The following is a 12,498-nucleotide window of genomic DNA, read 5'->3' as shown; positions in this document are numbered from 1 at the left end:
TGCTCCTGCACCACTCCCCAGGAACGAGCCGCCCTCGCCGCCCCCACCGGCGCGCGAGCCTCCGCAGGAAGTGATCCCGTATGACGCGACCGACCAGACCGACTCGACACAAGCAGAGATCTCCAAGGCGGCGCGCGGCGATCGCCGCGCTCGCGTCCGCCGTCATGGTGCTGGGCCTGCCCGCCGTCGGCGCGCACGCGGCCGGTGGCCCCAACACCGCCGCGGACAAGGCGACTTCGGCCGGCAGCAGCCGCGGCAGCCACAAGGCCGCCAACGTCACCGACGGCGACACCGACACCTATTGGCAGGCCGGGAAGAAGTCGGCCCAGTGGGTGCAGACCGACCTCGGCAAGAGCGAGCGCGTCCGCCAGGTCGTGCTGCGGCTGCCCGAAGGCTGGGCGACCCGCAAGCAGACGCTCGCACTCCAGGGCAGCGCCGACGGCAAGAGCTTCGCCACGCTCAAGACGTCGGCGCAGTACGTCTTCGGCCCCGGTGACGACAACACGGTGAAGATCTCGATCCCCGCGACCCTCGCCCGGTACGTGCGGGCCGACTTCAGCGCCAACTCGGTCGCCGGTACCGCCCAGTTGGGAGAGATGGAGGTCCTCACGGCCGCCGCCGCGACCCCCAACCTCGCCCTGGGCAAGCCCTTCAGCGAGAGCGGGCACGCCGATGTGTACGGCGCGGCCAACGCCGGTGACGGCAACCGCAACACCTACTGGGAGAGCACCAACAACGCCTTCCCGCAGTGGCTCCAGGTCGACCTCGGCTCGTCGGTCAGGGTCAACCAGGTGACGTTGCGGCTGCCCAGCGGCTGGCCGAGCCGCAGCCAGACCCTCAAGGTCCAGGGCTCGACCGACAACGCGAACTTCACCGACCTGACGGCCTCGAAGGCGTACACCTTCGACAGCACGAACGACCAGTCGGCGACCATCGGTTTCGACGCGACGACGACGCGGTACGTGCGCGCGCTGTTCACCGCCAACACCGGCTGGCCCGCCGGGCAGGCGTCCGAGCTGGAGGTCTACGGACCGGCGACCGGCGACACCCAGGCACCCACCGCGCCGGGCAGTCTGAGCTACACCGAACCGGCCACCGGGCAGATCGAGCTGAACTGGACCGCGGCCACCGACGACACCGCCGTGACGGGCTACGACGTGTACGCCAACGGCCAGTTGAGGTCGAGCGTCGCCGGGAACGTCCTGACCTACACGGACACCCAGCCGGCCGGCAGCGACATCACGTACTTCGTGCGGGCCAAGGACGCGGCGGGCAACGTCTCCGCCAACAGCAACAGCGTGACCCGCAAGGGGTCGACCGGCGACACCCAGGCCCCCACCGCGCCCGGCAACCTCGCCTACACGCAGTCGGGCAGCGACGTGAAGCTCACCTGGCAGGCGTCGAACGACAACGTCCAGGTCACCGGCTACGACGTCTACGCCAACAACCAGGTGATCAAGTCCGTTGCCGGTGACGTGACTTCGTACACCGACACCCCGTCGGCGACGGCCACGGTCACCTACTACGTGAAGGCGAAGGACGCCGCCGGGAACGTGTCGGTGGCGAGCAACAGCGTCACCCGGGCCGGCAACGGCGCCGGTTCCGACCTCGCGCAGGGCAAGCCCATCGAGGCCTCCTCGTACACGTTCACCTATGTCGCCGCGAACGCCAACGACGGCCAGATCGCGACCTATTGGGAGAGCGGGGGCGGCGCCTACCCGGCGACCCTCACCACCAAGCTGGGTGCCAACGCCGACCTCAGCCAGGTCGTCGTCAAGCTCAACCCGGACGCCGCCTGGTCCACTCGTACCCAGAACATCCAGGTGCTCGGCCGGGACCAGGACGCGACCGCGTTCACGAGTCTCGTCGCGGCGAAGGACTACGTCTTCAACCCGGCGAGCGGCAACACGGTGACCATCCCGGTCTCCGGCGCGGCAGCCGACGTCCAGCTCAAGTTCGCCTCCAACACCGGTGCCCCGGGCGGGCAGGTCGCCGAGTTCCAGGTGATCGGCACCCCGGCCGCCAACCCGGACCTCAAGGTCACCGGCGTCACCCACACCCCCGCGGCCCCGGTCGAGTCGGACGCCATCAGTCTGACGGCGACGGTCACCAACAGCGGCAGCAAGGCGTCCAAGGCCACCGACCTGAACTTCACGCTCGGCGGCACGAAGGCCGCCACGGCGGACGTCCCGGTCCTCGCGGCCGGCGCCTCGACGACGGTCACCGCGAGCATCGGCACCCGGGACGCGGGCAGTTACCCGGTCGGCGCCGAGGTGGACCCGTCGAACAAGGTGATCGAGCAGAACGAGGGCAACAACGTCTTCACCGCCCCGGATGCCCTCGTCGTCAAGCCGGTCTCCAGCTCCGACCTGGTCGCCTCGCCGGTCGCCTGGACCCCGTCCAGCGCCTCGGCGGGCGACAACGTCACGTTCACCGTGGCGATCAAGAACCAGGGTTCGGTCGACTCGGCCTCCGGCGCCCACGGCGTCACGCTGACGGTCCTCGACGCCAACGGCGCCACGGTCAAGACGCTCACGGGTTCCTACAACGGCACCATCGCCGCGGGCCAGACGACCGCACCCATAAGCCTCGGCTCGTGGACGGCCGTCAACGGCAAGTTCTCCGTCAAGACGGTCATCGCCGACGACGCCAACGAACTGCCGGTCAAACGGACCAACAACACCACCGCACAAGCCCTGTTCGTCGGCCGCGGCGCCGACATGCCGTACGACATGTACGAGGCGGAGGACGGCACCGTCGGCGGCGGCGCCACGGTCGTCGGCCCCAACCGCACGATCGGCGACATCGCGGGCGAGGCGAGCGGCCGCAAGGCGGTCACCCTCAACTCCACCGGCCAGTACGTCGAGTGGACCACCCGCGCGGCCACCAACACCCTGGTGACCCGCTTCGAGATCCCGGACGGCACGACCACGACGCTCGACGTCTACGTCGACGGCCAGTTCCTCAAGGCGATCGACCTGACCTCCAAGTACGCCTGGCTGTACGGCAACGAGACCGCGCCCGGCAACTCGCCGAGTGCCGGTGCCCCGCGCCACATCTACGACGAGGCGAATCTCCTGCTGGGCAGGACGGTTCCGGCAGGCTCCAGGATCCGGCTGCAGAAGGACGCGGCCAACTCCTCCACCTACGCCATCGACTTCATCAACCTCGAACAGGCGACGGCCGTCCCGAACCCGGACCCGGCCGCCTACGCGGTCCCGGCCGGCTTCTCCCAGCAGGACGTGCAGAACGCGCTCGACACCGTCCGGATGGACACCACGGGCAAGCTCGTCGGCGTCTATCTCCCGGCCGGCGACTACGAGACCTCCAGCAAGCTCCAGGTCTACGGCAAGGCGGTCAAGGTCGTAGGAGCCGGTTCGTGGTTCACCCGCTTCCGCGCTCCCGCCTCGCAGGAGAACACCGACGTCGGGATCCGGGCGGAGGCCACCGCGAACGGCTCGTCGTTCACCGGCTTCGCCTACTTCGGGAACTACACCTCCCGAATCGACGGTCCGGGCAAGGTGTTCGACTTCTCCAACGTCTCCAACATCACCATCGACGACATCTGGGTCGAGCACATGGTGTGCATGTACTGGGGCGCCAACACCGACAAGATGACCATCAAGAACTCCCGCATCCGTGACACGTTCGCCGACGGCATCAACATGACGAACGGCTCCACGGACAACCATGTCGTCAACAACGACGCCCGCGCCACGGGCGACGACAGCTTCGCGCTCTTCTCGGCGATCGACGCGGGCGGCGCCGACGAGAAGAACAACCTCTACGAGAACCTGACCTCGACGCTCACCTGGCGTGCGGCCGGTATCGCCGTCTACGGCGGCTACAACAACACCTTCCGCAACATCAGGGTCGCCGACACCCTGGTCTACTCCGGCATCACGATCTCCTCGCTGGACTTCGGCTACCCGATGAACGGCTTCGGGACCGATCCGACGACGATCGAGAACGTCTCCCTGGACAGAACGGGCGGCCACTTCTGGGGCTCACAGGTCTTCCCGGCCATCTGGGCGTTCTCGGCCTCGAAGGTCTTCCAGGGCATCCGGGTCAACGACGTCGACATCGACAACTCCACCTACGGCGGAGTGATGTTCCAGACCAACTACGTGGGCGGACAGGCCCAGTTCCCGGTGAAGGACACGATCTTCACCGACATCTCCATCACCAACTCCAAGAAGAGCGGAGACGCGTTCGACGCGAAGTCCGGGTGGGGCATCTGGGCCAACGAGCTGCCCGAGCCCGGCCAGGGACCGGCCGTCGGTTCGGCCACCTTCGTCAACCTGCGGATGAGCGGCAACGCCCAGGACATCCGCAACACCACGTCCACCTTCACGATCAACGTCCAGTAACTCCGACCACCACCCCATGACGCGGGGCCGCCCTTCCTGACAAGGGCGGCCCCGTTTGGCGCAGTCGACGCGCCTACCACCCGACAGCGACCAGCAGCCACTGCGGGTTGGCGTGCGAGATGAAGGAGGACTGGCCCGCGACATCGTCGTAAGGGAAGCCGTAGGCAAGCTGGTTGATGGCGTTGTCGTGCCAGAACTTGGCGTAGTAGTTCGCGGGCGCCGCCTTGTAGAACTGCGCCGGGTCGGACTGCTGCGCCGCCGGCAGGGTCGCCACATGGCGGTTGAGGGCGGCGCACATGTTGGGGTCGGCGGCCAGCGAGCCCGCGCAGCCGAAGATGTCGGAGGTGGCCGCGTTCACGCCCACCGACTGCGCGTACGACGTGAAGTAGTTGGCGTTGGCGCCGCCCGCGCGGAAGCTCGGGTCGCTGCCGGGCGCGATGATCCGGTACGGCGCCTGGGTCTGGGCCAGCACCTTGAACTGGGTCGGCACCGCGTCCACGAAGCGCTGGAAGGTGGTCGCACGGTCCTCGGCGAAGGTCGCCCGGTTCTCGCCGACCTCCGTGTCGTAACCGTCCTTGCCGTGCAGGCGCATGGCGAGCTTGAGGCCGAAGGCGTCGACGCGGGTGGTGTTGCCGTTGAAGACGTCGCCGCCGACCGTGAACTCGATGAAGTCGTAGTACGAGCTGGTGGGCGAGCCCAGGTAGAAGTACATCCGGCCGGCGGAGTTGGCGGGCATGTCGAGGTAGGGCTGTTCGGCGATGGAGTGCGTCTGCCCGTTGAAGCTCCAATACACCTGGCTGTCCGGGTACTTGCCGTTGGTGCGGTTGAGGATCTTCACCTCCACGGCGTTGTTGGCCGCCGGTATGTCACTGGTACTGCCCCAGAAGTCGTCGGGCGGGGTGGTGCTTCCGGGGCCGTAGACCTGGAACTCCCAGAGGGAGTAGCCCCATTGGGTGGCGCGGGCGGTGCCGTACACGCGGACGTAGCGTCCGCTGCCGGTGACGGTGAGGTTCTGGGTGCCGCCGGTGGCGGTCGTGGTGGAGTAGATCGTGGTCCAGGTGTTCGCGTCGGTCGAGGTCTGGATCTGGTAGCCGGTGGCGTAGGCGGTCTCCCAATTGAGGGAGACGCGGGTGATCTGCTGGACGGAGCCGAGGTCCACGGACAGCCACTGCGGATCGGCGAAGGCGGAGGACCAGCGGGTGCCGGTGTTCCCGTCGACGGCCGCGCTCGCGGGGAAGGACGCGTTCTCGGTCGAGGACGCGGTGGCGGGCCGTCCCTGGGACAGCAACGGGTCGGCGGCGCGGGCGGGCGAGGGTGACAGGGCGGCGAAGAAGGCGACGATCAGGACGACGACCAGACCGAGAGCCGTACGGGAGCGTACGGCCGCGGTCGGAGGTCTGGTGGCTGTCTGCATGGGGGGTCTCCTCAGTGGGGTTGGGAGCGCTCTCCCCGGGTTGTAGTCCCGCGCTTGCCCGCCGTCAACAACTGAAGCCGAATCAGCGGCGGTTCGTCGATGTGGGCGCTCCTGGCGAGGCATCTGTTCAGGACCCGACCACAGACCTCGCCCCAACCGGCCCTGCCCGTCCATCACTTGACGCGTCCGGTATGGACCTTTCCGCAGGTGGCAGAGTGGTCAGCGGAACATCGCACGTACGGCGAGAACAGCTTTGGGAGAGAAATCCGTTGAACACCGGAACCCCGGTCCCCGACAGCTACTACGAGCGCGTCGACGAGCACCGCTACAAGCCCACCGCCCACGCGGGCGGCGCCTGGGACCCCGCCGAGCTGCACTTCAGTCCGCTCGGCGGCCTCGTCGTCCACGCCATCGAGCACGCGCGGGTCAGCCGGCCGGAGAGCGGTCTCGTGCTGTCGCGGATCAGTTACGACATCCTCGGCAGGCTCGCCCTCGACGAGTGCGAGATCCGGGTGGAGACCGTCCGTCCCGGCCGCACGATCGAGCTGGTCGAGGCCGTGGTGCTGGTCGCCGACCGGCCGGTGGTGCGGGCCCGGGCCTGGTTCCTCGCCACGGTGGACACCTCCGCCGTCGCGGGCGGCCCCGGCCAACTGCTCACCCCTCCGGAGCAGTTGGCCTCCTGGGAGATGAGCGCGCTGTGGCCCGGCGGCTACATCGCCTCCGTGGACGTACGCCCGCTCGCACCACCTCTGCCGGGCCGCACGACCGCCTGGATCTCCACCCGGCACGCCCTCGTCGCCGGTGAGCCCGCCAGTCCGCTCGCGTCCTACCTCGCGCTGGTCGACACCGCGAACGGCATCGCCGTACGACAGCCGCCGACCGCCTGGATCTACCCGAACGTCGACCTGACCGTCCACCTGCACCGCCAACCCGTGGGCGACTGGACGGGGTTGGACACGACGGTCACCTTCGGACCCACCGGGCAGGGCCTGACGAGCACCGTGCTGCACGACGTCGACGGCCCGGTGGGACACGCGCTCCAGATGCTCACCGTGCGGCCCGTGCCGGACCAGTGAGCGCGGGAGCTATCGCGCGGTCCAGCCGCCGTCCACCGTGAGGGTCGTACCGGTGACGAAGCGGGAGGCGTCGGAGGCGAGGAAGACGGCGGCGCCACCCAGCTCCGCCACGTCACCGACGCGGCCCAACGGCGTGCTGTCGACGATGCGTTCGCCCCAGCGGCTGGCCAGCAGGCCGGAGCTGAGGTCGGTGTGGAAGTAGCCGGGCGCGAGGGCGTTGACCCGCACCCCGCGGTCGGCCCACTCGACGGCGAGGGACTTGGTCAGCGCCTCGACCCCGCCCTTGCTGGCCGCGTAGGCGGCGATCCGCTCGAAGCCGGTGCGGGCGTGCACCGAGGAGACGTTGACGATCGAGCCCGAGCGCTGCTCCAGCATCACCTTGCCCGCCTCGCGGCAGCAGTAGAAGGTGCCTTGGAGGTTGACGTCGATCACCTGCTGCCAGTCCTCGTCGGTGACGCGCTCGCTGCGGGTGAAGTGGGGACTCGTACCGGCGCAGTTGACGACCGCGTCGAGACGGCCGGTGCCGTCGGTGATGCGCTCGACGATGCTCCGTACGACGGCGGAGTCGGCGACCGAGCCGGGCAGCACCAGCACCTTGCCGCCGTGCGCGGCGAGTTCGGCCTCCAGGCTCTCAAGGTCCGCCGCGGTACGGGCCGTTGCCGCCACGGTGGCGCCCGCCTGGGACAGGGCGACGGCGACCGCCCGGCCCAGCCCCTTCCCCGCGCCCGTCACCCACACCGTCCGCCCGTCGAGCCGGAGTTGGGCGTTCACGTCTTTCAGGTCGCTCACGTCGGTCATGGCTCAGCCCTCCGCGGGGATGTCGCGCAGGGTCCGCTTGAGGACCTTGCCGGACGGGGTGCGGGGCAGCTCGTCGACGATGTCGAAGCGGGCCGGCACCTTGAACTTGGCGAGCCGGGCCCGGCAGAACTCCCGCAGTTCCTCCGCGCCGGCGTCCTCGCCGGGCCTGAACACCACGAAGGCGCGCGGGACTTCACCCCACCGGGGATGGTTGAGCCCGACCACGGCGGCCTCCAGGACGGCCGGGTGCTCGTACAGCACACGCTCCACCTCGGGCGTGGCGATGTTCTCGCCGCCCGAGACGATCATGTCCTTCTTCCGGTCGTCGATGTAGAGGAAGCCGTCCTCGTCGACGTGTCCGATGTCGCCGGTGTGGAACCAGCCGTCCCTCAGTGCCGCCGCCGTGGCCTTCTCGTCCCGCCAGTACCCGGCGAAGACCTTCGGCCCGCGCAGGGTGATCTCGCCCAGCTCACCGGCCGGAACCTCGACGCCCGTGTCGTCGACGATCCGCACGCGCGTGTGCGGCACGGGCCGCCCGACCGAGCCCAGCTTGGACAGCGCGTGCTCGCGGTCGAGGAAGGTGTCGCCGGAGACGGTCTCGGTCAGGCCGTAGGCGTCGGCGAACCAGGCGTTGGGGAACGCGGTCATGATGCGCCGCAGCACCGGTTCGGGAGTCTTCTCGCCGCCCCCGAGGATGAAGCGCACCGAGCTGGTGTCGTACTCCTCGCGGTCCGGGACCTCAAGCACCGCGTTGACCATGGCGGGCGCCAGCCACACATTGGTGACCCGGTGCTTCTCGATCGCGTCGAGAACACCCTGCGGATCGAACTTCCGCTGGAGCACGACACTTCCGCCCGCGTGCAGCACCCCAAGGGCAGGCATGTCCAGACCGCCCACGTGATAGAGCGGGCCGCACACGAGCGTGGTGTCCGCAGCCGTCAGACCGAAGTGGACGATGTGCGCGAGGTTCTTGGCCTCGAGGTTTCCGTAGGTGATGCGGACACCCTTGGGACGTGACGTGGTCCCGGAGGTGTACATGAGCCGCTGAAGATCGTCGAGTTCGACGTCCACGGGCTCCACCCGCTCCCCTTTGTGCCGGGCGAGCAACTCCTCGTAGTCGGTCCACGGCTCCTCGGACGGCTCGCCCCCGCCGATCAGCACCCGGTGCTCCAGATCGGTCAGACACCCGGCGCTGCGCTCCACCGCCCGCGCGAACTCCGGCTCGGTGACGATCACCTTGGCCTGGGCGTGTCCCAGGATGTACTGCCACTCCTCTTCGGAGAGGCGGTAGTTGAGCGGCAGGAAGACCGCGCCGAGCCGGTTGGTGGCCAGCACCAGCTCCAGGAATTCGGGCTGGTTGTAGAGCAGCAGTCCTACGACATCGCCGCGCCCGACCCCCAGCTCGGCCAGGCCTGCCGCCAACTGATTCACGCGCTCGTGCAGTTGACGGACGGTCAGAGAACGCTCGTCCTGGACGACGGCCACGGCGTCGGGCCGCTGCGCCAGGTGGTAATCGAGGATGCTCGCGAAATTGTGCACGGCTCACTCTCGCTCTGTGGTGTTCGGCGCTGAACACGGCTCGACCACGGCTCATGGGGCAAACCGGATCCCGACCGGTCGGTTGCCCACTCACATAATTTAGTGTACCCCTTGGTCTATAAAACCTTATGAGCCGCACTTTACGACGGCACGTGCGCATCGACAACCACCCGGGCGCAGGTGCCGCCGCTTCCGCCGCTCCCGCTGACGAGGAGGGTTCCCACGTGCCACGCATCCGGCTGGACACCGAAGGACCGGTGGTCACGCTCCGCCTCGACAACCCGCCGATGAACGCCTTCGACTCCTTGCAGAGAGAGGAGCTGTCCGCCCGCGTACGCGAGCTGGCCGACTCCCCCTCCGTACGGGCCGTGGTCCTCTACGGAGGCGAGCGCCTCTTCGCCGCAGGCGCCGACATCAAGGCCCTGGCCGCGATGGGCCCGGAGGAGATACGTGGCTGGAACCGAGCCTTGCAGCGCACCTTCGACGAGGTGGCCCGCCTCCCGATGCCGGTGATCGCCGCGGTCACCGGCTACGCACTCGGCGGCGGCATGGAACTGGCCCTGGCCGCCGACTACCGGGTGGCAGCGGAGGACGCGATCTTCGCCCAGCCGGAGGTCCAGCTGGGCATCATGCCGGGTTCGGGCGGCACGCAACGCCTGTCCCGCCTGATCGGCCCGTCCCGCGCGAAGAACCTCCTGATGACCGGCCGCAGGGTGAAGGCGGACGAGGCGCTACGGCTGGGGTTGGTGGACGAGGTGGTCCCGGCAGGTTCCGTTTGGGAAGCCGCCCTGACCTACGCCCGCCAACTCTCCGAGGGCCCACCGGCAGCCCTGGAAGCGATCAAGGAAGCGGTGGACCACGGCACGGACGCGGGCATGGCGGCAGGGCTTGCGCTCGAACGGTCCCTGTTCACAGGGGTGTTCGGCACGCAGGACGCGACAACGGGACTCCACAACTTCCTGAGCCGCAGCACACCCAAGGGGCGCGGGGCTGTATCACATAGCGGCTCCGCCGCGGGGCGCGACCAGCCCCCACCGACCGGCAGCCAGAACACAACATGAAAGGGGCGGAAAACATGCAGGCACTCGTCTGGCACGGTGCACAAGATCTGCGTTTCGAAGAGGTCGCCGAACCCCCTGAACCCGCCCCACACGAGGCCGTCGTAGAAGTGACGTGGTGCGGAGTCTGCGGCACAGACCTGCACGAGTACATAGAAGGCCCCCACATGATCCGAGAGGGCCCCCACCCCCTCACCGGAACCAAGCCACCCCTCGCCCTGGGCCACGAACTCAGCGGCACAGTAGTCGCGTTGGGAGCGGACGCGCCCGGCATCGAGATCGGCGACCGCGTCACCGCAGACCCCGTCTGGCGCTGCGGCACCTGCTTCTGGTGCAAGCGGGGCGAGTACCACATCTGCCCCAAGAGCGGCTCGGTAGGCCTCGCCTCCCCCGGCGGCTTCGCGGAACGCGTCACCGTCCCCCTGGCCGGCCTGACCCGCCTCCCGGACAACGTCAGCGACGAACTGGCCGCCGTAGCGGAGCCGTTGGCGGTCGGCCTGCACGCGGTGACCCGCGCCGGAGTCAAACCGGGCGACAACGTTCTCGTCGTCGGCGGCGGCCCGATCGGCGTGGCAGTCGTCCTGGCCGCCCAAATCGCGGGCGCGGCAGGCCTGTTCGTGAGCGAACCCCTGGCCGGGCGGCGCGAGATGCTGCTCGGCATCGGCGTCACCGAGGCCTTCGACCCGCGCGCGAGCGACGTACGGCGCGAGGTGTTCGTGCGGACGAACCGCATCGGCCCGGACGTCGTCATCGACGCGACCGGCGTACCCGCGCTCGCGGGCCAGGCCGTGTCGATCGTGCGGCGCGGCGGACGGGTCGTGCTGGCCGGGGTCGGACACGGCAGCGTCGAGTTCGACATGGGCCAACTCGTGTTCTACGAGCGGTCGGTGGTCGGCACGCTCGGCTACAACTTCGACATCCCCCGGGTGATCGATCTGATGAGCACCGGACGGCTGGACGCCTCCGCCCTGATCACCGGCCGTTTTCCGCTCTCGGGAGGAGCCGGTGTCTTCGAGGACCTGGCAGCCGACCGCGCCAAGCACCTGAAGGTGCTGCTGACCCCGAAGGGACTGTGACATGGACTTCGACCTGCCCGAGGAGACCCTCGCTCTCCAGGACATGGTCCGCGAGTTCGCGGCCAACGAGATCACGCCCCACGCGGCCGCGTGGTCCGAGAACGAGATCTTCCCCACCAAGATCTTCACCAAGCTGGGCGAACTCGGCCTGATGGGCATGCTGGTGCCGGAGGAGTACGGCGGCGCGGGCTCGGACACGGTCACCTATGTCGCGGTGATGGAGGAACTCGGCGCCGCCGACCAGTCGGTGGCCTCCTCGTGGAACGCGCACTCGACGATCGGCACGCTACCGCTGCTCGCGTACGGCACCGAGGAGCAGAAGCGGCGCTGGCTGACCCCGCTGGCGAAGGGCGAGGCGATCGGCGCGTTCGGGCTGACCGAGCCGGACGCCGGCTCCGACGCGGCCGGTATCGCGACCACCGCCCGCCGGGCGGACGGGGGTTGGGTGATCAACGGCACCAAGATGTTCATCACCAACGCGGGCACCGACATCAGCCAGGGCGTCACCCTGCTGGCCACGACCGGCAAGGGCGCGGACGGCCGTAAGGGCTACGCGACCTTCTACGTGCCGACGGGCACGCCCGGTTACACGGTCGGCGCCAAGCTGAAGAAGCTCGGCTGGCACGCCATGGACACACGGGAGTTGGTCTTCACCGACTGCTGGGTCTCCGACGACCATCTGATCGGCGAGGAGGGCAACGGCCTCAAGCAGTTCCTGTCCGTGCTCGACGGCGGCCGGATCAGCGTGGCGGCGCTGGGGCTCTCGCTGGCCAAGGCGGCGCTGGGCCTCGCGGTCAAACACGCCAAGGAACGGCACCAGTTCGGGCGTCCGCTCTCCGACTTCCAGGCCGTGGCGCACAAGATCGCCGACATCGGTACGGAGTATCAGGCGGCCCGTTGGATGGTGTACCGCGCGGCGTGGCTGGCCGACCAGAAGCGCCCGCACAGCACGGAGGCCGCGATGGCCAAGCTGTACGCCTCCGAGGTCGCCAACCGGGCCGCGTCGCAGGCACTTCAGATCCACGGCGGCTACGGGTACGTACGCGAGTCGGAGATCTCCCGTTTCTACGCCGACGCCAAGATCCTGGAGATCGGCGAGGGCACCAACGAGATCCAGCGCAATGTCATCGCCAAGGCCCTCGTCAAGGGCGCGTGAGGCGACGGGTC

The 12,498-nt window shown here is 68.9% G+C and carries 8 protein-coding genes; 5 read left to right on the top strand and 3 right to left on the bottom strand.

What is annotated here, in order from left to right:
- Positions 1-164 precede the first annotated feature (164 nt).
- On the top strand, positions 165-4,370 hold the full coding sequence (locus tag ACIRRY_RS01125) for a discoidin domain-containing protein (RefSeq protein ID WP_403968284.1): 4,206 nt from the start codon (positions 165-167) through the stop codon (positions 4,368-4,370).
- A 73-nt stretch (positions 4,371-4,443) separates the two neighbouring features.
- On the opposite strand, the gene ACIRRY_RS01120 is transcribed toward ACIRRY_RS01125, so the two are convergent.
- Positions 4,444-5,784 carry a beta-1,3-glucanase family protein gene (locus tag ACIRRY_RS01120; RefSeq protein ID WP_403966325.1) on the bottom strand — a complete coding sequence of 447 codons (1,341 nt, stop codon included), beginning with the start codon at positions 5,782-5,784 and terminating at the stop codon, positions 4,444-4,446.
- Positions 5,785-6,053: 269 nt separating this feature from the next.
- Here ACIRRY_RS01120 and ACIRRY_RS01115 point away from each other — a divergent pair, with 269 nt between their 5' ends.
- Positions 6,054-6,860 carry a thioesterase family protein gene (locus ACIRRY_RS01115; protein ID WP_403966322.1) on the top strand — a complete coding sequence of 269 codons (807 nt, stop codon included), beginning with the start codon at positions 6,054-6,056 and terminating at the stop codon, positions 6,858-6,860.
- 9 nt (positions 6,861-6,869) lie between these two features.
- Here ACIRRY_RS01115 and ACIRRY_RS01110 read toward each other — a convergent pair whose 3' ends face one another.
- On the bottom strand, positions 6,870-7,658 hold the full coding sequence (locus ACIRRY_RS01110) for an SDR family NAD(P)-dependent oxidoreductase (protein WP_403966319.1): 789 nt from the start codon (positions 7,656-7,658) through the stop codon (positions 6,870-6,872).
- Positions 7,659-7,661: 3 nt separating this feature from the next.
- Positions 7,662-9,197 carry a long-chain fatty acid--CoA ligase gene (locus ACIRRY_RS01105; RefSeq protein WP_403966316.1) on the bottom strand — a complete coding sequence of 512 codons (1,536 nt, stop codon included), beginning with the start codon at positions 9,195-9,197 and terminating at the stop codon, positions 7,662-7,664.
- 224 nt (positions 9,198-9,421) lie between these two features.
- Here ACIRRY_RS01105 and ACIRRY_RS01100 point away from each other — a divergent pair, with 224 nt between their 5' ends.
- Genes ACIRRY_RS01100 through ACIRRY_RS01090 form a run of 3 tightly spaced genes read left to right on the top strand, consistent with a single transcriptional unit; the run spans position 9,422 to position 12,487 of the window.
- A complete protein-coding gene (locus tag ACIRRY_RS01100; RefSeq protein ID WP_403966313.1) occupies positions 9,422-10,258 on the top strand; it encodes an enoyl-CoA hydratase/isomerase family protein in 837 nt (278 codons plus the stop codon).
- A gap of 14 nt (positions 10,259-10,272) precedes the next feature.
- Positions 10,273-11,331 (top strand): 2,3-butanediol dehydrogenase, encoded by a 1,059-nt coding sequence (locus ACIRRY_RS01095; protein WP_403966311.1) that lies wholly within the window; start codon positions 10,273-10,275, stop codon positions 11,329-11,331.
- A gap of 1 nt (position 11,332) precedes the next feature.
- Positions 11,333-12,487 (top strand): acyl-CoA dehydrogenase family protein, encoded by a 1,155-nt coding sequence (locus tag ACIRRY_RS01090; RefSeq protein WP_403966308.1) that lies wholly within the window; start codon positions 11,333-11,335, stop codon positions 12,485-12,487.
- Positions 12,488-12,498: the final 11 nt, after the last annotated feature.

The organism is Streptomyces sp. NPDC101776, from assembly GCF_044766845.1.
In the GTDB taxonomy this organism is placed as follows: Bacteria; Actinomycetota; Actinomycetes; order Streptomycetales; family Streptomycetaceae; genus Streptomyces.
The sequence above is the reverse complement of the archived record's forward strand: the minus strand, read 5'-3'. Positions and strand labels throughout refer to the sequence as shown.

Excerpts from the sequence above, each read along its gene's own strand:
- ACIRRY_RS01125 (WP_403968284.1), top strand. The coding sequence starts at position 165 with ATGGTGCTGGGCCTGCCCGCCGTCGGCGCGCACGCGGCCGGTGGCCCC.
- ACIRRY_RS01120 (WP_403966325.1), bottom strand. The coding sequence starts at position 5,784 with ATGCAGACAGCCACCAGACCTCCGACCGCGGCCGTACGCTCCCGTACG.
- ACIRRY_RS01110 (WP_403966319.1), bottom strand. The coding sequence starts at position 7,658 with ATGACCGACGTGAGCGACCTGAAAGACGTGAACGCCCAACTCCGGCTC.
- ACIRRY_RS01095 (WP_403966311.1), top strand. The coding sequence starts at position 10,273 with ATGCAGGCACTCGTCTGGCACGGTGCACAAGATCTGCGTTTCGAAGAG.
- ACIRRY_RS01090 (WP_403966308.1), top strand. The coding sequence starts at position 11,333 with ATGGACTTCGACCTGCCCGAGGAGACCCTCGCTCTCCAGGACATGGTC.